Genomic DNA, 22,592 nt, shown 5'->3' on the forward strand with positions numbered 1-22,592 from the left:
GATGTCAGCCCGCCGCCACGTTCCGCTCATCCCCGCACCTCCTGCGGCACCGCTTCCTCGATCCACCCGTCGTCGACCGAGGCGTCGCTGTCATGGAGCACGAACTCCCGCTCCACATCGATCACTTCGTAATCGCGTAGCTCCCTGAGCAGCCGGTCCAGCGCCTGCCCGGCCCCCTCCGCGTCCACCCCGCGGCACCGCTGCGTCACGAACCGCTCGTGTCGGCCTCCGCCGCGCACCCGCCGGGCGTTCCACGAAAGGTGCGCGCCGTGCGGGACGCCCCGCGCCGCCAGCGCGTCGAGGTCCGTGTCTGCGTCGATCAGCAGCTTCGCATGGTGCTCGAAGTACCGTCCGCCGCCGCACGGTTCGCGCGGCACCTCGGGCGCCCACGGGGAGCACTCGATCTTGATACGGACCGGTTCGAAGCCGTCCGCCCGCAGCCGTACGGCCACGTCACGCGCCCGCGCCGATTCCTCGGCGTACGACGCGGAACCGGTCAGGGTGAGCATCGGCTGCGCGGCCATCCGACCGCGGGCCAGCACGATGTGCGTCAGCTTGAGGCCCGCCGCTGTCGCGCAGCGGTCGAGCCGGTCCGCGTCGGCAGCGGTGGCGCAGCGGACGGTCACATGCGTTTCGTAGAGGGAACCGGACACCCCGGGATCGTGCCAGATCGGTCCACGCACAGGCATTCGGGTTTTCCGCGGGTGTCACCACCCAGTCACGGACCGGACTCAAAAAGTCACCGCACGCCCCTCGTGGCGGTGATGTGTCGTACCCCACACTGGGTTCCGGTGCCTGAGTCCTCGGAGCGCGGCCGGCCCGCAGACGGCGGGCCCGACACCCCCGCGGTTCCGCTCATCGCGTACGGGACGGACAGCGGCAAGGCCGCCCACGCCGGTCCCGTCGTACCGCTGTCGCACGCCTCAGCAGCGATCACCCTGGAGGTCGCCCCCGTGCAGACCCAGACCCTCGCCCAGACCGACACCGCCCTGGACCCGGAGGCGGAGACCGATGTGCTGACGGCGATGCCGCCGCAGGGCGCGGTTCGCCGTCATCCCGCAATCGGAGCGCCAGTGATGAGCCCCGATGATCCGCAGGGCCCGCCCGAGCACCCCGCCGACCAGCCTCCCGCGCCTGAGGACGCCGCCGCGGACGGGCAGCCGGAGCCCGACCTCGTGGACGTCGCCGACCCCGTGGAGGTCCCCGTACCCTCCGGCCGCACCGAGACCGCGGGCCCCTCCGCCGATCTGTTCCGCCAGTACCTGCGCGAGATCGGCCGCATCCCCCTGCTCACCGCCGCCGAGGAGGTCGAGCTCGCCCGCCGCGTCGAGGCCGGTCTCTTCGCCGAGGAGAAGCTCGGCTCGACCCCCGACCTCGACTCCCAGCTCGCCATGGACCTCGACAAGCTCGTCGTCATGGGGCGCATGGCCAAGCGCCGCCTCATCGAGGCGAACCTGCGGCTCGTCGTCTCGGTCGCCAAGCGATACGTGGGACGCGGCCTGACCATGCTCGACCTGGTGCAGGAAGGAAACCTCGGCCTGATCAGGGCCGTTGAGAAGTTCGACTACGCGCGCGGCTACAAGTTCTCGACGTATGCCACCTGGTGGATCCGCCAGGCGATGTCGCGGGCCCTCGCCGACCAGGCCCGCACCATCCGCGTCCCGGTCCATGTCGTCGAGCTCATCAACCGCGTGGTGCGGGTCCAGCGGCGCATGCTCCAGGAGCGCGGATACGAACCCACGCCCGAAGAGGTCGCCGCCCATCTCGAACTGCCGCCCGAGAGGGTCAGCGAGGTGCTGCGGCTCGCCCAGGAACCGGTCTCGCTGCACGCCCCCGTCGGCGAGGAGGACGACGTCGCGCTCGGCGACCTCATCGAGGACGGGGACGCGGCGTCCCCCGTCGAGTCCGCCGCGTTCCTGCTCCTGCGCGAGCACCTCGATGCGGTTCTCTCCACCCTCGGGGAGCGCGAGCGGAAGGTCGTCCAGCTCCGTTACGGCCTGGCCGACGGCCGCCCGCGCACCCTCGAGGAGATAGGCCGCATCTTCGGCGTGACCCGCGAACGCATCCGCCAGATCGAATCCAAGACCCTCAACAAACTGAGGGACCACGCATACGCGGACCAGCTGCGGGGCTACTTGGACTGAGGCGCGCGGCGCGCCGCTGTGGGCAGTCGCGCCGCCGCTGCTGCCGCTGTGGGCAATCGTGCCGCTGTGGCGGCACGGGTTGGCACAGCGGCAGCGGCACCCCGACGCCGGGCAACTGTTCAGTCCACCTCAGCCACAGCTTGCGCGAACTGCGCTTTGTACAGCCGCGCATAGGCCCCATCGGCGGCAAGCAAGGTCTCATGCGACCCCTGCTCCACAATCGCCCCGTTCTCCATCACCAAAATCGTGTCCGCATCCCGAATCGTCGACAGCCGATGCGCGATGACGAACGACGTCCGCCCGTCCGCAAGACTGGCCATCGCCTTCTGGATGAGCACCTCGGTACGGGTGTCGACGGAGCTCGTCGCCTCGTCGAGCACCAGGATCACCGGATCGGACAGGAAGGCCCGCGCGATGGTGATCAGCTGCTTCTCGCCCGCGCTGACCCCCGTGCCCTCGTCGTCGAGCACCGTGTCGTAACCGTCCGGCAGGGTGCGGATGAAGCGGTCGGCGTGGGCAGCCCGCGCTGCCTCCTCGATCTGCTCACGGGTGACGTCCTTGGCGGCCCCGTACGCGATGTTCTCCGCGATGGTGCCGCCGAACAGCCAGGTGTCCTGGAGGACCATGCCGATGCCGGAGCGCAGGTCGTCGCGCGACATCTTCGCTATGTCGACGCCGTCCAGCGTGATCCGGCCGCCCGTCACGTCGTAGAACCGCATCAGCAGATTGACCAGCGTGGTCTTGCCCGCGCCGGTCGGGCCGACGATCGCGACCGTGTGGCCGGGCTCCACAGTGAGCGACAGGCCGTCGATGAGCGGCTTGTCGGGCTCGTAGCGGAAGGACACCTTCTCCAACGCGACGCGGCCGCGCAGCCGTTCGGGCCGCTCGCCCGGTACGGGGTCGGCCTCCTGCTCCTCGGCGTCGAGGAGTTCGAAGATCCGCTCGGCGGACGCGATGCCGGACTGCACGAGGTTCGCCATCGACGCGACCTGCGTGAGCGGCATCGAGAACTGCCGCGAGTACTGGATGAAGGCCTGCACGTCACCGATCGACAGCGCACCCGACGCGACGCGCAGCCCGCCGACCACGGCCACCAGCACATAGTTGAGGTTCGACACGAAGAACATCAGCGGCTGCATGATGCCGCTGTTGAACTGCGCCTTGAACCCGGCCTCGTACAGCGCGTCGTTCTGCTCGGCGAACTGCTTCGCCGACTCGTCCTGGCGCCCGAACACCTTCACCAGCGTGTGGCCGGTGTACATCTCCTCGATGTGCGCGTTCAGCTTGCCCGTCGTACGCCACTGCTGCACGAAGTGCGGCTGCGACCGCTTGCCGATCTTCGTCGCGATCAGGAAGGACAGCGGCACCGTCACGAGCGCGACCAGCGCCAGCAGCGGCGAGATCCACAACATCATCACCAGCACGCCGACGATGCTCAGCACCGAGTTGACGAGCTGTCCCATCGACTGCTGCAGCGTCTGGCCGATGTTGTCGATGTCGTTCGTGGCGCGGCTGAGCACCTCGCCGCGCTGCCGCTTGTCGAAGTACGACAGCGGCAGCCGCGACAGCTTCGCCTGGATGTCCTCGCGCATCCGGTACACGGTCTTGTTGATGGCGTACGTCGACAGCCGGGTGGCCACCAGCATCAGCAGACCGGACACCAGGAACGTGCCGAGCGCGAGCAGCAGTACGGAGCCCACGGCGCCGAAGTCGATGCCCTGACCCGGAGTGAAGTCGACCCCGGAGAGCATGTCGGCGATGCCCGAGTCGCCCCGCTCACGCAGGCCCTGCAGCGCCTGCTCCTTCGTGACGCCGTCGGGCATCTGCCGCCCGATGATGCCCGCGAAGACCAGGTCGGTCGCCCGGCCCAGGATCCACGGGCCCAGCACGGACAGCGCGACGCTCAGCACACCGGCCGCCAGCATCGCGTACATCGTGGTGCGCTCCGGCTTGAACTGGGCGATCAGGCGCTTGCCCGACCCCTTGAAGTCCATCGAGCGCTGGTCCGGGCCGCCCCCGGCCATCATCCGCCCTCCAGGCCCGGCCATCAGGCTGCCTCCGCTTCCGTCAGCTGGGAGAGCACGATCTCCCGGTACGTCTCGTTGTCCGCCATCAGCTCGTGGTGGCGGCCCGTGCCGACGACCCGTCCCTCGTCGAGGACGACGATCCGGTCGGCGTCGCGGATCGTGGCGACGCGCTGGGCGACGATCACGACGGTCGCCTCGGCCGTCTCCAGCGACAGAGCCGCGCGCAGGGCCGCGTCCGTTGCGTAGTCCAGAGCCGAGAAGGAGTCGTCGAAGAGATAGATCTCCGGCTTCTGCACCAGCGTCCGCGCGATCGCGATCCGCTGCCGCTGGCCGCCGGAGACATTGGTCCCGCCCTGTGCGACGGGCGCGTTCAGGCCGCCCTCGAGCCGCTCGACGAACTCCTTGGCCTGCGCCACCTCCAGCGCGTGCCACAGCTCCTCGTCGCTCGCGTCCGGGTTGCCGTAGCGCAGGTTGGTCGCGATGGTCCCGGCGAACAGGTACGGCTTCTGCGGCACGAGGCCCACGGTCTTCGCCAGCAGCTGCGGGTCGACGGTCCCTACGTCCACGCCGTTGACGAGCACCTCGCCGTCCGTGGCGTCGAACAGCCGCGGCACGAGGCCGAGGAGCGTCGACTTTCCGCTGCCCGTGGACCCGATCACGGCGGTCGTCTCACCAGGCTTCGCCACCAGATCGACGGCCTTCAGGACCGGCTCCTCGGCACCCGGATAGCGGAACCCGGCCGCACGGATCTCGAGATGGCCGTGGCGCCTGAGCTCTCGCACCGGAGCGGCCGGAGGCACCACGCTGCTCTCGGTGCCCAGCACCTCCTGGATGCGCTCGGCGCAGACGTCGGCACGCGGCACCATCATGAACATGAAGGTGGCCATCATCACGGACATCACGATCTGCATCAGATACATGAGGAACGCCGTCAGCGCGCCGATCTCCATGCCACCGCTGTCGATCCGGTGCGCACCGAACCAGACCACCGCGATCGACGAGACGTTCACCACGGTCATGACGATGGGGAACATCAGCGCGAGCAGCCGGCCCGTGCCGAGCGACACCTCGGTCAGCTCCTCGTTCGCGCCGCGGAACCGATCCGTCTCGTAGGCGTCCCGGACGAAGGCCCGGATGACGCGGTTGCCCGTGATCTGCTCGCGCAGCACACGGTTCACCGTGTCCAGGCGCTCCTGCATCGTCCGGAACAGCGGCCGCAGCCGGCGCACGATGAGGCTCACACCGATGCCGAGGAGCGGGACGACCGCCAGCAGGACACCGGACAACGGCACGTCCTGACCGAGCGCCAAGATGATGCCGCCGACGCACATGATGGGCGCCGACGCCATCAGCGTGAACGACATCAGGACGAGCATCTGCACCTGCTGCACGTCGTTCGTGGTCCGGGTGATCAGGGACGGTGCCCCGAAGTGCCCCACCTCGCGCGCGGAGAAGGACTGCACACGGTCGAAGACCGCGGCGCGCACGTCGCGTCCGAGCGCCGACGCCGTGCGCGCACCGAAGTACACCGCGCCGATGTTGCACGTCATCTGGACCACGGCCACCGCGAGCATGAAGGCGCCGTAGCTCAGGATGTAGCCGGTGTCGCCCTTCACGACACCGTTGTCGATGATGTCCGCATTCAGGGTGGGCAGATAGAGGGTGGCGGAGGTCTGCAGCAGCTGCAGCACCACCAGCAGGGCGATCGGTTTCTTGTACGGACCGAGGTAGGTCCGCAGAAGTCGTATGAGCACGCTTCGTCTCTCGGTGTCGGCAGGAGGGTCGGTGCACCGGCCACGGGTCGGGTGCACCACCCCACTATCGTCCGACACTCCACCTGCGTTACCTCAAGCAATTACGCCGGGAGACGCACCCATGATTGCCTCATGTTTGCCCCAAGGCTGGGCCAAGTAGGGCAAATGGAGGAGTCGATGCGAACAACCGGCCGCTCGCGCCGGTACGCCGGTCAGCCGAACGCGGCCGGATGTGTCTGTTCTCGCACCGCCGTGAACTGCTGCCGCACCGCCTGACCCACCGCCAGTTCCTCGCCCGGCTCGAACACCTGGGCGGTGGCACCCTGCCAGGCCGGCGGGGTCCCCGGGTCGAGCGTGCCCTGCGAGACGCCCAGCGCCCAGGCGGCCTGGCGCGCCGCGCCGAGCGCCGCGTAGTCCGCGGGCTGCGGCACGACGACCTGCACGCCGAGCAGTGACGGCGCCGCGACCTGAACCGCGGTCAGTTCCGCGGCCGCGCCCAGCAGAAAGACCCGCCGCACCTCCACACCCCGCCCGCGCAGCACGTCCAGCGCGTCCGCGAGTCCGCACAGCATGCCCTCGAACGCGGCCCGCGCCAGGTGTTCGGGCTTCATCGACTCCCGGCGCAGCCCGGCAAGCGTGCCTGCGGTGTGCGGCAGATTCGGGGTGCGCTCGCCCTCGAGATACGGCAGCAGCACCAGCCCGTGCGAGCCCGGCGTCGACTTCAGCGCCAGCTGCGACAACCCCTCGAGGTCCACGCCCAGCAGCTCCGCCGTCCCGCGCAGGACCCGTACGGCGTTGAGCGTGTGGACCACCGGCAGATGCCCGCCCGTGGCGTCCGCCAGCGATGTGATCATGCCGGTCGAGTCGATCAGCGCCTCCTGGTGCACGGCCATCACCGAACCGGACGCCCCGAGCGACACCACCGCGTCACCCAGCCCGACCCCGAGCCCGAACGCCGCCGCCATCGTGTCACCCGTGCCTGCCGAGATCAGCAGCCCCTCGGGCGTGGTCCCCGCGGCCTCGGCGGGCCCGATCACCTCCGGCACCGCGGCCTGCCGCCCCAGCGCCATCTCCACCAGATCCGGCCGGTACGCACCCGTCGCCGCCGACCAGTAACCGGTGCCGGACGCCCCGCCCCGGTCCGTCGTACGCCGCGCGGGCCGCCCGAGCAACTGCCAGACCAGCCAGTCGTGGGCCTGCATGATCGCGGCCGTGCGCTGTGCGGCCTCGGGTTCGGTCTTCGCAAGCCAGCGCAGCTTGGTCACCGGGTGCGCCGCCTGCGGTACACACCCGACCGCCGCCGCCCACGCCTCCCGGCTGCCGAGCTGGTCGATCAGGTCGGCGGCCGCGACCTGGGCCCGCTTGTCGTTGCCCACGATCGCGGGGCGCACGATGCCGCCCTGCGCGTCCAGCGGCACGACCCCGTTCTGCTGCGCGGAGACACCGATGGCCTGCACACCCTCGAGCAGCCCGCCGCCGGCGGCCTCGCCCAGAGACAGCAGCCACGCTTGCGGATCGATGTCGGAGAGCCGCCCGCCGTCACCGCCGCCCGGGACGGGATGAGGGGCGTACCCCTGCCTGAGCACGGCCCCCGTGTCCGTGTCACACACGATGATGCGAGTGAAATCGGGCGAACTGTCCAACCCGGCGACTATCCCCATGGCAGAAATTCTGCCGCACCAGGGGAAGTGTTCCGTACCACAGTGATTCAGCCCGTCCGGCGTTTGAGGACGAGCCCGAAGGGCGATTACGGGGGACTGGGGGCGGAGCCCCCAGTCCGGGGCGCCGGCTCAGGTGTTGCTGGTGCCCCAGTCATCGTCGGTGCCGGTCCGCTCGCGCAGCGCCCGTACGCGCTCGGCCACGGAGTCGGGCACGTGGTCGCCGACCTTCTCGCCCACCACGTGCAGAGCCCTGCCCGCATAGACACGGCTCTGCTGGGCCGCGGACTCGGCGGCATTACGGACGGCCGGATTCTGCGCGAACGAACGGGCGGACTTCTTCAGCTCCTCGTAGCGCTCCCGTCCGGCCCGCGTACCCAGCACGTAACCGAGGACAACCCCGGCGATGAATGTGAGCCGGTAGCGCATGGCTGCCACCCTTCCCTTGCGTCGGCGTCGGAGTCGGTCGCGGAAGTACCGATTGGCGGAGCACCCCCCTGCTTGCGCTAATGTATGTGCTGCAGCGAGCGCGCGCCGCCTGGCGAATACCCAGGTAGGTACGTTCGATGCAACGAGGCGATCCTCCGTAGCTCAATTGGCAGAGCAGCCGGCTGTTAACCGGCAGGTTACTGGTTCGAGTCCAGTCGGGGGAGCTCGATCCTCCGTAGCTCAATTGGCAGAGCAGCCGGCTGTTAACCGGCAGGTTACTGGTTCGAGTCCAGTCGGGGGAGCTGCCGGGAAGGACCCCTCAGGGGTCCTTTTTCATGTCCGGTCCGATCTTCGGAGCATGATCGGACCGTCCGCGGGAACCGCGTGGGCATGCCTGGTGTCCTCATGGTCGCGGCTACGCCGACCATGGGACGCAGGAGATCGTATGAACGGCTATGCTGCGGCAGACGGCGCGTACAAATGTGCGCGACGCGCCGTAACGGGGCGGTAGCTCAGCCGGTTAGAGCAGCGGACTCATAATCCGTCGGCCGTGGGTTCGAGTCCCACCCGCCCCACCGAGCGCAGGTCAGGTGAAACGTTCTGACCTGCGCACGCTTATGCCCGTTGCGGGGTGTGGCGAAGCTCAGCCCGAGCATAGGGCGGGGCTCCGTGCGGATGTGGGTACGTCGGGCGCGTGTCGCGCTCGGGACACTCTTTCGGCGGGCGTTTCCGCGGCGAAGTCGTCTGAAGTCGTCCGTCAAGGGCCGTGCGTGTGACGCGGTTGCTCATGCCCTTGGTGCATCGCATCCTGGCCTGACCACCGGCTGTGCTGAAGGAACTGTGATCATGCCCGAGACGAAGATCGTCCGGCGAGGCGACAGCGCGTATGAAGCCATCCGGTCGGAGATGGTCTGGAACGAGCTCAAACCGCAGCGGTTTCCCGAGATGATCGTCCGGGCCGAGTCGGAGCAGGACGTTCAGGAGGCCGTTCGGCTGGCCCGCTCGAACGGGCTGCGGATCGCCGTACGCGCGGGCGGTCACAGCTGGATCGGCTCTCCGGTGCGTGACGGCGGCATGCTGATCGACCTGTCCGGGCTCCGTCAGTGCGTCGTCGATCCGGAGGCGCGGACGGCGGCCGTGCAGCCCGGCGTCACCGGCAGCTCGCTCGCCGCCCAACTCGCCCCGTACGGGCTCGCGTTCCCGGCCGGGCACTGCGGGAGCGTCGCCATGAGCGGCTATCTGCTGAGTGGCGGGCTCGGCTGGAACTCCGGTGCGTGGGGGCCGGGCTGCGCGAGTGTCCGGGCGATCGAGGCCATCACCGCGGACGGGCGCGGCGTCCGGTGCAGCGAGCATGAGAACCCCGACCTGTTCTGGGCCGCCCGCGGCGCCGGCCCCGGCTTCTTCGCCGTCGTCACACGGTTCCACCTGCGGCTTTGGGAGCTCCCGGCCGCCATCCTGGAGACCGCCTACACCTTCCCGCTCGCCGAACTCGGGGCCGTCGCCGCGTGGGCCACCGAAGCCGCGGACCGGCTCCCGCCCAACGTCGAGGCGTCGTTCCTGCTCGGGACGGCCGACCCGTCCGACTCCGCCGCACCGTACCGGCCCAAGGTGATCAAGGTCACCGCCACCGCCTTCGCCGCTTCGGAGGACGAAGCGTTCCGGTCCATGGAACCGATCCGGACCTGTCCCCTCGCCGACCGCGCCCTCTCACGGAAGGTCGACGAGCCGGCGTCGTACGAGTCCCTCTACACCGCCTCGGAGACCCTGTGGCCCGAGGGCCGCCGCTGCGCGGTCGACACCCTGTGGTCCGACGACAGCTTCGAGACGCTGCTGCGCAGGCTCGCGCCCCTCGTTGCGGAAGCCCCCTCCGAGCAGTCGCTCGTCCTCGCGCCCTTCTGGCCCGCGTCCCGGGACAGGGGCCTGTCGCGGGACATGGCCTTCTCCGTGCTCGGCGACAGCTATGTCGCCCCCTTCGCCATCTGGAGCGATCCCGAGGACGACGCCCTCAACATCCGCTGGCTCCGCGACGTGATGGGCGCCGCCGAACCGCTGGGCACCGGGCACTACGTCGGCGAGGCCGACCTGACGGCCGACCCCTCCCGCGCCGAGCGCTCGTACACGCCCGAGGACTGGCGACGACTGCAGGCGCTGCGGGAGCGGTACGACCCCGAAGGGGTCTTCCATACGTATCTTGCGCCGTGAGCAGGGGTGCGGGCCCTGCGGTCACGTCTTGAGATCGATCATGCGGACCCGCTGACCGGTCGTCCGGGCGCGTAGGCCGTGTGGCCCGGGCCCCGGACCCATGTGAGGATGAAGCCATGATCAATGGCGCTCACGTCATCCTCTACAGCCGGGACGCGGTCGCCGATCGTGCCTTCATCCGGGACGTGCTCGGGTTTCCGGGAGTCGACGCCGGCGGCGGCTGGCTGATCTTCGCGCTGCCGCCCGCGGAGGTCGCGGTCCATCCCTCCACGGAACGGCCGAGCCACGAGCTGTATCTCATGTGCGACGACATCGAGGGCACGCTGGCGCAGCTGCGGGAGAAGGGCGTGACGGTGGGGCCGGTGACCGATCAGGGGTGGGGGCTGCTCACCGCGATCACGCTGCCCAGTGGGGCGGAACTCGGCCTGTACGAGCCGCGGCACACCGTCGCGCACGGGGCGGCCGGCGGCGTCTGAGGGGCGCGCGGCTCACCCGCGACCAGCCCTTCAAGCCGGCCATGCGGTCGGCCCGGCGTGGCCGTCAGCCGGCCAGCGGGTTCAGGACCAGCGGCTGAACCCTGCCCTCCAGCATCGCGCCCAGGCCGAGAATCGCGCACACGTCCGGACGCTCAGCGATGGTCACCGGCATCCCCGTGGCGTTCCGCAGCATCTGGTCGAGTCCCGGCAGCAGGGCGCTGCCGCCGACCATCATGATGCCGCGGTCCGCCAGATCGGCCACCAGGTCCGGCGGGCAGTCGCGCAGCACCTTCCCGATGCCGTCGAGTACGGCGGTCAGCGGGGTGTGGATGGCGTCGCGCACGGCCGCGGTGTCGACGTATACGGAGCGGGCGAGGCCCGTGGCCACGTCCCGGCCGTGGATCTCCGTGGTCTCCGGGCCGTACGGCGTGAGACCGTTGCCGGAGAGCGCGATCTGCAGCGGGCGTACCGACTGTGACGGCAGCATCAACTCGTGGTGGTGGCGCAGGTGTTGCACGATCGCGTGGTCGATGGCCTCACCGCCCACCGGGATCCGCTCGGCGGTCACGATCGAACCCAGCGAGAGCACCGCGACCTGCGTGGTGGCGGCCCCGCACACCATGATCATGGTGGCTTCGGGGAGTTCCACGGGCAGTCCGCAGCCGACCGCGGCGGCGATCAGGGTGTCCACCAACTCCACGCGCCGCGCACCGAGGCCCACCAGCGTCTCGACGGCGGCGCGCTGCGCCAGCGGGTCGGCGTCGTGCGGGGTGCAGGCGGCGGCCCGCAGCCGGGGTTTGCGGCGCAGGTTGCGGCGGAGCTTCTCGCCGATGAGGCCGCGCAGCATGCGCTGGGCCATGTCGATGTCGACGACGGTACCCCCGGTGACGGGGCGTACGACACGGATGTACGAGGGTGTGCGGCCCGTCATCTGCTCGGCGAACGCACCGACCGCGATCAGCGCGCCGGTCCGGGTGTTGACGGCGGCGGCGCTCGGCTCGTCCACGACGAGGCCCGCCCCCCTCACGAACACCCGGGTCCTGGCAGCCCCCAGGTCGACTGCGACATGGCAGCGGCGCAGCTGATCCAGATTGACGGTCATGGCGAGTCCTCCCGAGAGCACAGACCGTTCGGGCCGCCGGACGGCGGTCCTCCTCTGCATCGTCAGGCGGCGGTGCGGAGTGCGCGCGCTGGGATGGGCCAGGCGGGGGGAGCGCCGAACGGGTGATCTCGGGCGCGGTGCTTTGAGCCCCTCTGGGGGCGGATCCCCCGGTTCCGGACGGCAGGGCAGGAACCGCCTGGCGGAAAGCCGCCGGGGCACCTTTCCGCCAGGCCGCGTCAACTCTCCTGCAACACAAGCCCATTGACACTCTTCGCAGCACTCGGGAACCACCCCTCCCGGGGCCGACGACGAAGAGAGGTGTCATGACCAGAGCAGCACCCGCGAGGCGCAGAGCAAGGCTGTTGCCAGCCGGGCTCGCGCTCGTTCTGCTCCCGGTGAGCACGGTGGGACCCGCCGTCGCAGCCGGAACGGGCGCCGACGGCACTCCGGCTGCCGGGCGCACCAAGACCGACCGGTCAGCACACACCGTGACCCTGGTGACCGGCGACAAGGTGACCGTCACCGAACTCGGCGGCGGCAAGAAGACCGTCACCGTCGACCGGCCGGACGGCGCGACCGGAGCCGTCCGTACGCAGATGTCCGGCGGCAGCATCACCGTCGTACCGGACGAGGCGCTGCCGTATCTGCAGGCCGGGACGCTCGATGAGCGGCTGTTCGATGTGACCGAGCTGATACGGCAGGGGCTCGCCGACCGGAAGGCCGACGAGCTGCCGCTGATCGTCACCTATAAGAAGAGCGTGGCGCGGGACGCGGCCGGGGCGCCGCGCGGGGCTGAGAAGGTGCGGTCCCTGGCGAGCATCCGTGGGGCGGCCGTGGAGGCGGACAAGGGACGGACGTTCTGGCGGTCCGTGGCGCCCGCCGCCGGCGGGTCGGCTCGCGGCACGGGCAGCCCGGCGTTCGCCCAGGGCATCGAGCGCGTCTGGCTCGACGGACGCGTGAAGGCCGACATGGCCGAGAGCAACGAGCAGATCGGCACCCCGAGGGCGTGGGAGGCCGGGCTCACCGGCAAGGGCGTCACCGTCGCCGTGCTGGACACCGGCGTGGACGCGGACCACCCGGACCTCACCGGGCGCGTATCCGCCGCCAAGAGCTTCATCGAAGGGCAGGAGGTCGCCGACCGCAACGGGCACGGCACCCATGTCACCTCCACCGTCGGCGGCAGCGGGGCCGCGTCCGACGGCACTGAGAAGGGCGTCGCGCCCGGCGCGACGCTCGCCGTCGGCAAGGTGCTCAGCGACGAGGGATCCGGCAGCGAATCGCAGATCATCGCCGGCATGGAGTGGGCCACGCGGGACATCCACGCCAAGATCGTGTCCATGAGCCTCGGTTCGTCCGAGGCCAGTGACGGCACTGATCCCATGGCGCAGGCCGTCAACACTCTGTCCGCGGAGACCGGCGCCCTCTTCGTCGTCGCGGCCGGCAACTCCGGGGGCCCCGGCACCATCGGCTCGCCCGGCGCCGCCGACAGCGCACTCACCATCGGCGCCGTCGACTCCGGCGACACCGCCGCGTACTTCACCAGCCGGGGACCGCGCTACGGCGACAACGCTCTCAAGCCCGACCTGTCCGCGCCCGGTGTGAACATCCTCGCCGCGCGCTCCCAGTTCGACTCCGGCAGCGGCTCCTACACGTCCATGAGCGGTACGTCGATGGCCACTCCACATGTCGCGGGCGTAGCCGCGCTGCTCGCCGAGAAGCACCCCGACTGGACCGGCGCGCAGCTCAAGGACGCGCTGATGTCCACGTCGAAGCAGCTCGATGCCTCGGTCTACGAGCTGGGTGCCGGGCGGGTGAGCGTGCCGGACGCCACCACAGCGCTCATCACCGCTACGGGCAGCGCCGATCTGGGCTTCTACAGCTGGCCGTACGAGGACAACAAGCCGGTCACCAGGACGGTCACGTACTCCAACTCCTCAGATGAGCCAGTGGAGTTGAGCCTCGCCGTGCAGGGCGCGGCCGACGGCGTCGCCACGCTCGCCGACTCGACTCTCACCGTGCCGGCGCACGGCACCGAGTCGACCACCGTGACGGGCGACGGAGCGAAGGCGCCCGTGGGCAACACCTCGGGGCAGATCGTCGCCTCCGTGGCCGGCACGCCGGTGGCGCACACCGCGTTCGGCCTGGTCAAGGAGGAGGAGCGGTACACGCTCACCGTCCACGTCAAGGACCGCGACGGCGCCGCGACCGCAGCCGGGCTCGTCGTGCAGCAGCTGGCCGACGGCGTCGACCCGTACCGGGCGCAGGTCGGCGAATCCGGCACCCTGAAGCTGCGGCTGAAGCCCGGCACGTACAGCCTGACGTCGTTCCTCGACGTGCGCGGCAGCAAGGGCGAGGACTCGCTCGGCCTCGGCTTCCTCGCCGCCCCTGAGATCGACCTCACCCGCGACCGCGAAGTCACCCTCGACGGACGGGAGTTGCGGGAGATAACCGCCGACGTCGGCCGTCGCACCGAGACCCGCCAGCTGGTGATGGAGTACGACCGGCAGGCGAACGGAGCAGACCTGTTCGGCGCCGTCCAGGTCCCGCTCACCTACGACAGCATCTTCGCCACGCCCACCTCCGAAGTGACCGAGGGCAGCTTCGAGTACCGCACGGTGTGGCGGCTCGGCAAGCCGCTGATCGAGGTGCGCACCGAGGACGGGGAGCGGCTCGGCGAGGCCGTCGCGCAGCCCGGCGGCACCCTGCTCGAAGGACGCACCCAGCTCCCGGTGGCCGACGCGGGCACGGGGACGGCCGCCGAGTACGCGGGCAAGGACGTGCAGGGCAAGGCCGTGATCGTACGCCTGGAGGCCGGAGCCGAACCGGAGGAGCTCGCCCAGGCCGCGCAGGACGCGGGCGTGAAGGCGCTGTTCGTCACCGACGACGTGCCCGGCCGCCGCATGGCGTGGTTCGGCACCGACGACAACGCGGACCGGCCGCTGCAGATCGCCACCGTCAACGCGGCCGACGCGGCCCGGCTCATCGCGGCCGCCGGGAACGGCACGCGCATCGAGACGACCGGGACGCGCAACACCCCCTACGTGTACGACCTGTCCGAGGGCCACCCCGGGGCGATCCCCCGGGACCTGGCGTACCGGCCGGGCGCGCGCGACCTGGCCGCCGTGGACGCGAAGTTCCACGCGGTCAAGCCCGCGGCGGGCAGCGAGTACCGGTACTCCCTCACCGACACCTTCTCCATCGGCCTCGGCTTCCAGCAGAAGATCGACTACCCCGTCGAACGCACCGACTACGTCTCCACGGGCCCCGGCCAGCTGTGGCACGAGTCCGTGACCACCGGTCCCGGCGCCATCGAGGAGCGCGGCGGTCTTGTGACGTACCGCGGTGGCACGCATCCGGAGCTCGACTGGTTCAAGCCGGTCTGGCACCCCTGGCTGGGCACCGGCCTCGGCTGGGGACAGCAGCGCAGCGGCAACACCCTGCAGTTCAACACCCCCGGCTGGGGCGACTCCGGGCCCGACCACACCGGCTTCGGCGACGTGTGGAGCGACGACACCATGAAGCAGGTCACCGAGGTGTACGTCGATGGCGTGCGGGTCGACCGCCGCACCAGTTCGGGCGCGTACGTCCGGAACGCCTCTCCGGACGAACGCACGTACAAGGTCGTCACCGACACCGCCCTGGACGCCGAGCGCTGGAAGCTGGCGACGAAGGGTCACTCCGAGTGGACCTTCAAGTCCGCCGAGACCCCGGACGACCGGTGGACCTACCTGCCGCTGCTCAACCTCGGCTTCGACATCGACACCGACCTCGCCGGGGACGTGCGGGGCGGGCAGCGCATCCCCGTCGGCATCTACTCCGAGTACGTGAAGGGGGCCGAGGGCACCGGCACCATCGGGGGCGGCTCGCTCGAGGTGTCGTACGACGACGGCGCGACCTGGACGGCCGTCGACCTGGACCGCGATGGTGCGAAGGCCGCGTGGCAGGGGCTGCTGAAGGTGCCGGGCGGCGCGGAGTTCGTGTCGCTGCGCGCGTCGGTGAGCGACGACCGGGGCGGGTCTGTCACGCAGGAGATCATTCGGGCGGTGGGGGTGAGGTAGTCCTCTGGCGCACCAGGTGCGTGAGCTGCGGTGCCGTCTTCCCTCGGGACGTGGAGGGAGGCGGCACCGCGCGTTGCGCCCTAGGGTTCCTGATCCCGTTCCGGCTGCACGATGCCGCGTACGACGCCGAGTTCCACCAAGTCCTGGGGGCGTAGGCGGAGTTGGTCCGCCGTGGAGCGGAGCTCGTCCTGCGGGCGCTTGAGTATGGCGGCCGCCAGTTCGGGGGCGATGACCGAGAAGTAACTGTCCGGGGCGGCCCAGGTGTTGCCCGGCGCCGCCAGTGCCAGCGCGCCGCCCGAGCCGCCCTCGCCGATGACGAGGCTGGTGATCGGCACGGGTGATGCGGCGACGGCCGCGAACAGGTCCGCGATGGCCGCTCCGGCCGCGGCTCGCTCGGCCTCCGCGTCATTGGCGGCGCCCGGCGTGTCCACCAGCGTGAGCACGGGAATTCCCAGGCGTCCGGCCAGCCGGACCAGCCGGGCCGCCGTCCGGTACCCCGCGGGCCGGGTCGCCGTACCGCACTGAGCGGCGTACGCGACGGTCCGCCCGGCGTGCTCCCCGAAGCCGCAGAGCATGCCGGGATCGACGCCGCCGCAGCGGTCACCGCTGATGGCGGCCCGCCGGGTGAAGTACGCGTCGAGGTACGCCTCGGCGCGAGGGCGCCCGGGTGACCGGGCCTGCAGGACGGCGTCCCAGCCCGTGCGGGGGAGCGGGGTGGCGGCGAGGGCGCGGGGCGGGGGAGGGGCGACCCGTCTGGTCGCCGGGGCCACCCTCGTCAGCAGCTCCAGCCACAGGGAGACCTCGGCCCGGAGCCGGCCCGGGGCCACGATCGCGTCGATCGCGCCCGCCTCCAGTTGGGCCTCGGCCGTGTACGCGTACGGGTCCGCGTCCGGTGGGCGTACCCGCGATCCGGCGAAGCCCACCTGGGCGCCCGGGAGGCCCAGGATCACGTCGGCGCCCGCGCCGAGCGTGGCCCAGCCGCCGCCCGTCGTCGGGTCGCGGATGACGGCGAGCTGCGGCAGGCGCGCCTCGCGGGTGAGGACCGACTGCCGGGCCACCCGCTGCAGCTGGGCCAGGGCGCGCATGCCCTCCTGCATACGGCTGCCGCCCGTCGCGACGAGGGAGACGACGGGGAGGCGCTGTTCGCGCGCGCACGTGTAGGCCGCTTCGATGCGGTCGCCGGTGCGCTCGCCGAGCGAACCGCCGAGGTAGCCGAACTCGAAGGAGACCAGGACGGCGCGCGTGCCGCCCGTACCACCCACGGTGGCCGTGCCGCAGACCACCGACTCCTGCTCGCCGGTACGGGCCGCGGCCTGGGCGCGCGAGTCGTCGTAGCCCTGCCAGGCGAGGGGGCCGTCGGGGGCGTACTCGGCCGTGGGGGAGGGCAGTTCGCAGAAGTCGTCGGCGAGGAGGGCGATGGCTTCGCGGGCGGTGAGGCGGGTGGGGGTGGTCCCGTGGCTGCCGGTCCCGGGCCTGCCGGTCCCGGGCCTGCCGGTCCCGCCGGGACCGCCGCTCACAGGCATGCCGTTCCAGGACCCGCTGTCCGCAGGCCCGGTGCCGTCGTCAGTCATGGAGTGCCCTCTTCATGATTTTGCCCATGTCGTTGCGCGGCAGTGCGCCCAGGTAGCGCACGGTGCGCGGCCGCTTGTGCGGGGCGAGGCGGCGGGCGACATGGTCGGCCAGCTCGTCGGCGGACGGCGGGGCCTCCGGTGCGGCGGGGACGATCCAGGCCACGATGCGCTCGCCGAGGTCCGCGTCCGGTTCACCGGTCACCGCGGCCTCCCGCACCCCCGGGTGCTCGAGCAACGCGTTCTCGATCTCGCCCGCACCGATCTTGTATCCGCCGCTCTTGATGAGGTCGGTGGCCTTGCGGCCGACGATGCGCACGTACCCGTCGGCATCGCGTACCGCCATGTCACCGGTGCGGAACCAGCCGCCCTCCGCGAAGGCGGCCGCCGTCGCGTCCGGCCGGTTCAGATATTCCGTGAACAGGTTCGGTCCGCACACCTGGATCTCGCCGACCGTCTCCCCGTCGTACGCCTCGATCGCCGCACCCGCCTCGTCGACGAGCCGCAGCTCGACGCCCGGCAGGGGTACGCCGACCGTGCCCGCGCGCGGCTCGCCGTCCGCCCGGACGCTCGTGTTCATGAGCGTCTCCGTCATGCCGTACCGCTCGATGACGCGGCGGCCGGTCGCGGCCGCGATCTGCTCGTGGTCGTGCACCGGCAGCGCGGCCGACCCCGACACGAGCAGCCGCGCCTGGGCGAGCCCCTTGGTCAGCTCGGGCTCGTCGGGCAGCGCCTCGGCGATGCGGTGGTACATGGTCGGCACGCCGAACAGCATCGTGGCGCCGGAGTTCAGCTCCCGTGCCACGCCCTCCGTGCCGAACCGGCCGAGATGCCGCACCGAGCCGCCCCGCCGCAGCGGACCGAGGATCCCGAGGATCAGCCCGTGCACATGGAACAGCGGCAGCCCGTGCACCAGCACGTCGTCGCCCGTCCACTGCCAGGCGTCCTCGAGCGCGTCCAGCGTCGCGGCGACCGCGCGGCGGGGGAGGACGGCGCCCTTGGGCGGGCCGGTGGTGCCGGAGGTGTACACGACGAAGGCCGGGGCTGCGTCGTCGGTCTCCCCTGAGGGGAGCGGCTTCGGGCCCTCCGCTTCCGCCGCCCGTACGTCGGCGTCCACATCGATACGGGTCAGCGCACCCAGCGCCGGAGGAAGCTCTTCGCCGGGTGCCGCGAGCACCAGCGACGGCGCGCTGTCGGACACGATGTGCGCGAGCTCCTTCTCGCCCGACTTCGGGTTGAGCGGCACGGCGGCGGCTCCGGCCTCCAGCGCGGCCACCACACCGACCGCCGTCTCGAGGCTGGGCGTGGCCCAGACGGCGACCCGGCCCGCACCGCGGAGGCGCTCGGCGAGGGAGCCGGTCACGGCGGCGAGTTCGCCGTACGTCAGGGCGCGGTCACCGAAACGCAGGGCGGGCCGGTCCGCACCGCCGCCGGGACCTGCGGTCATGGCCGGAAAGAGAGAGGACACGCGTCGTACTCCTTGTTGGTCGCTGTCGCTGTCGCTGTCGCTGTCGCTGTCGCTGTCGCTGTCGCTGTCGATGTGGCTCGTAGCTGTCTGAGGGGCCTCGGCCGTCGAACGTGTTCCGGTGTGGTCTACCCGTAATGTTCCGCGCCGCGGCAGGCCCGCGCCGTGCCGCAGGTCACCCGAGCCCCGGTACGACCATCGCCAGCCACACCACGGCGGGTACCACGGCCACCACGATTCCCCCATAGATCATCAATTGCCGGAAGAAACGGTCGCGGTCGACGTCCGGCGCCGCCGCCAGGACCAGGGCGCCGTTCGTCGAGAACGGGCTCACGTCCACGACCGTCGCCGACACCGCGAGCGCCGCCACCATGCCGACCGCGCCGATCTCGCCCTGCGCGAGGAACGGCACAGCGAGCGGGATCAGCGCGCCCATGATCCCGACGGAGGAGGCGAACGCCGAGACGATCGCGCCGATGTAGCAGAGCAGGACCGCCGCCAGCAGCGGGATGCCGATGTCGCTGACGCCCTCGCCGGCCCACTTGATGGTGCCCATCTCGTCCAGTACGCCGACGTACGTGAGGACACCGCAGATCAGCAGCACCGTCGGCCAGGCGATCTGGCCCACGGCGTGCCGGCTGTCCTCCGGCCAGCAGGCGCTGAGCAGCACGGCGAGGGTGATCGCCGTCAGACCGGCGTCGAGGTCGAAGGCGAGGACGGCGACGACGAGCGCGACCAGAGCGGCCAGCGTCGCGCCGCGGGCGGGCGTCAGCCGCGTATCGGCCCCCTCGTCCGCGTCCTCGTTCTCACGGGTGTCGGTGGCCGTGCCGGTTCGCGTGGCCGTGCCGGTTCCGGTGGCCGTCACATCACCCTTCGCCCAGAGCCTGAGCCCGCCGAAGAGGACGAACACGATGCCCGCGATGACGAGATTTACCACGAGGGAGGCCAGGAAGAGCGTGATCTCGCTGCCCGCAAGCTTCTCGCGCTCGACGATGCCGTTGACGATCGAACCGTAGATGCTGATCGGCGAGAAGCCGCCGGCCTGCGCGCCGTGCACCACCATCGCACCCATCAGCAGCGGGCTGATCGAGTAGCGGGCGGCGAAGCTCAGCGCGATCGGCGCGACGATGGCGACGGCGGCCGGACTGACCGCGCCGATCGCCGTCAGCGCACCGGTGAGGGCGAACATCACCCACGGGATCAGCGCCACACGACCGCGCACCAGCCGGATCGAGGCGTGCACCAGCCAGTCGGTGGTGCCGTTGGCGCGGGCGATCGCGAAGAGATACGTGACGCCGACGAGGACTACGAAGAGGTCCCCGGGGAAGCCGGCGAAGATGCCGTCGGCGTCGAGGCCGGCGACCAGCTCACCGACCGCGAACGCGGCGGCGAAGGCGAGCGCCCCCATGTTGATGGAGCGGGTGGTGGCGATGACGAACACCACGACGAGCACGAGGATCGATATCAGTTCGGCGGACATGCGGGCTCCCGTCCCTGGGTCCCTTGTCGAGGTCGGTGACAGGTGACTTGATGGCAGAGTGGTGCGATGCCGATGACTAAGTGGCAGAGTGGCTGAGCCACTTGGCGGACTCGGTGGCCAAGTGGCTGAACCACAGTGGGTGTTGGCTGGATGGAGCGTCAAGAGGTGGGACGAAATTGGCTGAGCCACTCGTCCACTGAGTCAATTGGCCACCGATCCACCCAGCCACTTCTCGAGGGCTCACCAGGCAGCTCGACCACCGGTGTTACGCTCCCGACGGGCGGGATCACGCGAGGGGGAACCACATGACCGACGCACTGCGCCCGATGGCCAAACCGCGCCTGTACGAGCAGGTTCTCGAGCGGCTGCGCACTTACGCGGCGGAAGGTGGCCTGCAGTCCGGCGACCGCCTGCCACCCGAACGCGATCTTGCCCAGCGCCTGGGAGTCAGCCGTGCCTCCGTGAAGCAGGCGATCGTGGTCCTCGAGGTCCAGGGCCTGGTGGAGGTCCGCCACGGCGGCGGCACGTACCTCGTGCGGGACAGCCTCGACGCGGAGCCCGTGGAGCATCTGGTCGAACGGCGCCGGCGCCTCCCCGACGTACTCGAAGCACGTGAGGCGCTCGAGACCAAGCTCGCCGAACTCGCCGCGGAGCGCCGTACGGACGAGGATCTCGACGCCCTGCGCTTCGCGCTCTCCCAGATGGCCGACGAGATCGCCCAGGGCGCACCCGGCGTCGAGGGCGACCGCCTGTTCCACGCGGCGGTGACGGCCGCGGCGCACAGCAGCCTGCTCGCGGAGTTCATGCGCTCCATCGCCGACCAGATCACGGAGAGCCGCAACGAGTCGCTCCGCCAGCCGGGCCGACCCGCCCGCTCCCTGACTCAGCACCGCGCGATCCTCCGCGCGATCGAGGCCCAGGAGCCCAAGCAGGCGGCCGCGGCGATGCGCCGCCATGTGCGTACGGTCGCGAAGGTGCGGTTGCTGGACTGGAACCCCGACGACGGACGCGAGCCGGTCGACTGACCCTGCCCTGCCGTGCCCTGCCCTGACGCTTACCCCGTCACCGTCCGGAGCCCCGAACTCCGTCGCTGCTCGGCCGAGGCGATTGTTAGCCTGCGTCGGAATCGTCCCGACGCGAGGAGCAGCAGTGACAGTACCCACCCGCACCTGGATCGCGCTGGTCACCTGCCGTCCGGGCCCGAAGGTCAGCGTCGATCGCGACCTGCCGGTGTTGGTGGGTGCGGTGGCGGAGGCAGGGGGCGAGGCCGTCGCCGTGCCGTGGGACGCACCGGATGTCGACTGGGGCTCCTTCGACCTCGCCGTGATCCGCTCCACCTGGGACTACAGCTGGCGGGCGGCGGAGTTCACGGAGTGGGCCGAGCGGTGCGGCAAGGCCACGAGACTCGCCAACCCGGCGGACGTCGTGCGGTGGAACACCGACAAGCGGTACATCGGGGACCTGGCCGAGGCGGGGATCCCCGTCGTGCCCACCCGGTACGTGGCGCCCGGGGACCCCGTCGAGCTGCCCGACGACCACGAGTACGTCGTCAAGCCCACCTCCGGAGCGGGCGCACGCTTCGCCGCCCGGTACGCACCCGAGGAGCGGGAGACCGCCGGGCGCCAGCTCGCGCGGATGCACCACGAGGGGCTCACCGCCATGGTGCAGCCCTACCTGCAGAACATCGACGTCAGTGGCGAGCGTGCCCTCCAGTTCATCGGCGGTCGCTTCCTGCACGCCAGCCGGAAGGGCGCCGTGCTCACTCCCGGCACGCCGTACGACGGGGACAAGGTCGCCCACCCGCGGCTGGAGGCCTGGAAACCGACGTTCGCGGAACTCTCCGTCGCGGAGCGCGCGCTGGCCGCCGTACCCGGATCACCCGAACTGCTCTACGCGCGCGTGGATCTCGTCGACGGCGAGGACGGCGAGCCTTGCGTGATGGAGCTGGAACTCGTCGAGCCGAACATCTTCCTGTCGCTGCACACGGACTCGGTGCCCGTCGTGGCGGAGGCGATCGTCGAGGCGGCGGCCGCCGGCTGACCGTCGCCGGCCGACCGCCACACCGCCGCCGAGGCCGTGGGTCCTGAGGCGGCGGCCGGGGTAGGCGCCCAAACCCGCCCCGGCCCCGCGCCCCCGAAAAGCCGGGCGATCAGTGCGCGTCCGCGATGTGCTGCGTACCGATCCGCTTCCGGAACACCCAGTAGGTCCAGCCCTGGTAGAGCATCACCA

Annotated in this window: 15 protein-coding genes and 3 tRNA genes; 9 read left to right on the plus strand and 9 right to left on the minus strand. The window is 71.0% G+C overall.

The features are described 5' to 3' along the window. Positions 1–26: 26 nt before the first annotated feature. A complete protein-coding gene (locus ABT009_RS28255; RefSeq protein WP_351300720.1) occupies positions 27–689 on the minus strand; it encodes a hypothetical protein in 663 nt (220 codons plus the stop codon). A gap of 102 nt (positions 690–791) precedes the next feature. Here ABT009_RS28255 and ABT009_RS28260 point away from each other — a divergent pair, with 102 nt between their 5' ends. Further along, complete coding sequence (locus ABT009_RS28260; RefSeq protein ID WP_351300723.1) at positions 792–2,144, plus strand: RNA polymerase sigma factor; 1,353 nt, start codon at positions 792–794, stop codon at positions 2,142–2,144. 119 nt (positions 2,145–2,263) lie between these two features. Here ABT009_RS28260 and ABT009_RS28265 read toward each other — a convergent pair whose 3' ends face one another. The 4 genes from ABT009_RS28265 to ABT009_RS28280 form a co-directional block, all read right to left on the minus strand. Continuing rightward, positions 2,264–4,192: an ABC transporter ATP-binding protein gene (locus ABT009_RS28265; protein ID WP_351300726.1), complete on the minus strand. Its 1,929-nt coding sequence runs from the start codon at positions 4,190–4,192 to the stop codon at positions 2,264–2,266. Next, positions 4,192–5,925, minus strand: coding sequence for an ABC transporter ATP-binding protein (locus ABT009_RS28270; RefSeq protein ID WP_351300728.1), 1,734 nt, complete (start codon positions 5,923–5,925; stop codon positions 4,192–4,194). The genes ABT009_RS28265 and ABT009_RS28270 overlap by 1 nt, the downstream gene beginning before the upstream one ends. Positions 5,926–6,137: 212 nt before the next feature. Continuing rightward, entirely contained in the window at positions 6,138–7,586 is a 1,449-nt protein-coding gene (locus tag ABT009_RS28275) for an FGGY family carbohydrate kinase (RefSeq protein WP_351300731.1), read from the minus strand. A gap of 129 nt (positions 7,587–7,715) precedes the next feature. Beyond that, the gene (locus tag ABT009_RS28280) at positions 7,716–8,012 is read right to left on the minus strand and encodes a YtxH domain-containing protein (RefSeq protein ID WP_351300734.1); all 297 of its coding nucleotides are present in this window, start codon (positions 8,010–8,012) and stop codon (positions 7,716–7,718) included. Positions 8,013–8,163: 151 nt separating this feature from the next. Here ABT009_RS28280 and ABT009_RS28285 point away from each other — a divergent pair. From ABT009_RS28285 to ABT009_RS28305, 5 genes are all read left to right on the plus strand, one after another. Beyond that, a tRNA-Asn gene (locus ABT009_RS28285) sits at positions 8,164–8,236 on the plus strand. 5 nt (positions 8,237–8,241) lie between these two features. Further along, a tRNA-Asn gene (locus ABT009_RS28290) sits at positions 8,242–8,314 on the plus strand. 199 nt (positions 8,315–8,513) lie between these two features. Continuing rightward, positions 8,514–8,587: transfer RNA gene (locus ABT009_RS28295), tRNA-Ile, on the plus strand. A gap of 271 nt (positions 8,588–8,858) precedes the next feature. Further along, on the plus strand, positions 8,859–10,214 hold the full coding sequence (locus tag ABT009_RS28300; RefSeq protein WP_351300737.1) for an FAD-binding oxidoreductase: 1,356 nt from the start codon (positions 8,859–8,861) through the stop codon (positions 10,212–10,214). 116 nt (positions 10,215–10,330) lie between these two features. After that, positions 10,331–10,690 (plus strand): VOC family protein, encoded by a 360-nt coding sequence (locus tag ABT009_RS28305; protein WP_351300739.1) that lies wholly within the window; start codon positions 10,331–10,333, stop codon positions 10,688–10,690. A gap of 64 nt (positions 10,691–10,754) precedes the next feature. Here the strand turns inward: ABT009_RS28305 and ABT009_RS28310 are convergent, their stop codons facing one another. Beyond that, the gene (locus ABT009_RS28310) at positions 10,755–11,792 is read right to left on the minus strand and encodes a rod shape-determining protein (RefSeq protein WP_351300742.1); all 1,038 of its coding nucleotides are present in this window, start codon (positions 11,790–11,792) and stop codon (positions 10,755–10,757) included. Between the two features lie 323 nt (positions 11,793–12,115). Between ABT009_RS28310 and ABT009_RS28315 the strand changes: the two genes are divergently transcribed. Beyond that, positions 12,116–15,850 carry a S8 family serine peptidase gene (locus ABT009_RS28315; protein ID WP_351300745.1) on the plus strand — a complete coding sequence of 1,245 codons (3,735 nt, stop codon included), beginning with the start codon at positions 12,116–12,118 and terminating at the stop codon, positions 15,848–15,850. Between the two features lie 80 nt (positions 15,851–15,930). On the opposite strand, the gene ABT009_RS28320 is transcribed toward ABT009_RS28315, so the two are convergent. The 3 genes from ABT009_RS28320 to ABT009_RS28330 all read right to left on the minus strand — a co-directional run bounded on the left by ABT009_RS28320 (position 15,931) and on the right by ABT009_RS28330 (position 20,363). Beyond that, positions 15,931–17,421, minus strand: a complete 1,491-nt coding sequence (locus tag ABT009_RS28320) for a carboxyl transferase domain-containing protein (protein WP_351300747.1) — start codon at positions 17,419–17,421, stop codon at positions 15,931–15,933. Further along, complete coding sequence (locus ABT009_RS28325) at positions 17,414–18,886, minus strand: acyl-CoA synthetase (RefSeq protein WP_351300750.1); 1,473 nt, start codon at positions 18,884–18,886, stop codon at positions 17,414–17,416. Before ABT009_RS28325 ends, ABT009_RS28320 begins: the two co-directional genes overlap by 8 nt. Positions 18,887–19,058: 172 nt before the next feature. Continuing rightward, a complete protein-coding gene (locus ABT009_RS28330; protein WP_351300752.1) occupies positions 19,059–20,363 on the minus strand; it encodes an SLC13 family permease in 1,305 nt (434 codons plus the stop codon). Between the two features lie 305 nt (positions 20,364–20,668). Here ABT009_RS28330 and ABT009_RS28335 point away from each other — a divergent pair, with 305 nt between their 5' ends. Together ABT009_RS28335 and ABT009_RS28340 are read left to right on the plus strand one after the other, a co-directional pair. After that, complete coding sequence (locus ABT009_RS28335) at positions 20,669–21,388, plus strand: FadR/GntR family transcriptional regulator (protein WP_351300755.1); 720 nt, start codon at positions 20,669–20,671, stop codon at positions 21,386–21,388. A gap of 124 nt (positions 21,389–21,512) precedes the next feature. Beyond that, complete coding sequence (locus tag ABT009_RS28340; RefSeq protein ID WP_351300757.1) at positions 21,513–22,403, plus strand: ATP-grasp domain-containing protein; 891 nt, start codon at positions 21,513–21,515, stop codon at positions 22,401–22,403. Positions 22,404–22,592: the final 189 nt, after the last annotated feature.

Source organism: Streptomyces sp. NPDC002896, assembly GCF_040295225.1.
GTDB lineage: Bacteria > Actinomycetota > Actinomycetes > Streptomycetales > Streptomycetaceae > Streptomyces.

Excerpts from the sequence above, each read along its gene's own strand:
- ABT009_RS28255 (WP_351300720.1), bottom strand. The coding sequence starts at position 689 with ATGCCTGTGCGTGGACCGATCTGGCACGATCCCGGGGTGTCCGGTTCC.
- ABT009_RS28265 (WP_351300726.1), bottom strand. The coding sequence starts at position 4,192 with ATGGCCGGGCCTGGAGGGCGGATGATGGCCGGGGGCGGCCCGGACCAG.
- ABT009_RS28275 (WP_351300731.1), bottom strand. The coding sequence starts at position 7,586 with ATGGGGATAGTCGCCGGGTTGGACAGTTCGCCCGATTTCACTCGCATC.
- ABT009_RS28280 (WP_351300734.1), bottom strand. The coding sequence starts at position 8,012 with ATGCGCTACCGGCTCACATTCATCGCCGGGGTTGTCCTCGGTTACGTG.
- ABT009_RS28300 (WP_351300737.1), top strand. The coding sequence starts at position 8,859 with ATGCCCGAGACGAAGATCGTCCGGCGAGGCGACAGCGCGTATGAAGCC.
- ABT009_RS28305 (WP_351300739.1), top strand. The coding sequence starts at position 10,331 with ATGATCAATGGCGCTCACGTCATCCTCTACAGCCGGGACGCGGTCGCC.
- ABT009_RS28310 (WP_351300742.1), bottom strand. The coding sequence starts at position 11,792 with ATGACCGTCAATCTGGATCAGCTGCGCCGCTGCCATGTCGCAGTCGAC.
- ABT009_RS28315 (WP_351300745.1), top strand. The coding sequence starts at position 12,116 with ATGACCAGAGCAGCACCCGCGAGGCGCAGAGCAAGGCTGTTGCCAGCC.
- ABT009_RS28320 (WP_351300747.1), bottom strand. The coding sequence starts at position 17,421 with ATGACTGACGACGGCACCGGGCCTGCGGACAGCGGGTCCTGGAACGGC.
- ABT009_RS28330 (WP_351300752.1), bottom strand. The coding sequence starts at position 20,363 with ATGTCCGCCGAACTGATATCGATCCTCGTGCTCGTCGTGGTGTTCGTC.
- ABT009_RS28335 (WP_351300755.1), top strand. The coding sequence starts at position 20,669 with ATGACCGACGCACTGCGCCCGATGGCCAAACCGCGCCTGTACGAGCAG.